Raw genomic sequence first — 252 nt, 5'->3', positions numbered from 1 at the left:
GTACCTGGGTCCTGAATCATAGTGCAGGGTGATCTTGGCAGTGTTGACATCACGGTTAACTTCGATGGAAGACTGCACATAATTCCCATCAAAATAGCCTCCGGCCAATGCGAGGGAGATCAACTGATATTTCATCAGTTCGTACTTGCCGTGATTGAGAATATCTCCGGGTTTGATGCTAACCTTGTTGAGCCATTGCAGGATAAACGCGTCGTCGAGGATCTCACCGTCAAAATGTAAGTCAATCCATTC

General features: G+C 46.4%; 1 protein-coding gene. It reads right to left on the bottom strand.

The window, feature by feature from the left end; translation table 11 throughout:
* Positions 1-252: POTRA domain-containing protein (locus MTCD1_RS19805; protein ID WP_305764597.1), on the bottom strand; the 252-nt coding region annotated here is incomplete at both ends.

It is taken from the genome of Colwellia marinimaniae, assembly GCF_002207865.1.
In the GTDB taxonomy this organism is placed as follows: Bacteria; Pseudomonadota; Gammaproteobacteria; order Enterobacterales; family Alteromonadaceae; genus Colwellia; species Colwellia marinimaniae.
This window is presented reverse-complemented; position numbering and strand designations above follow the sequence as displayed.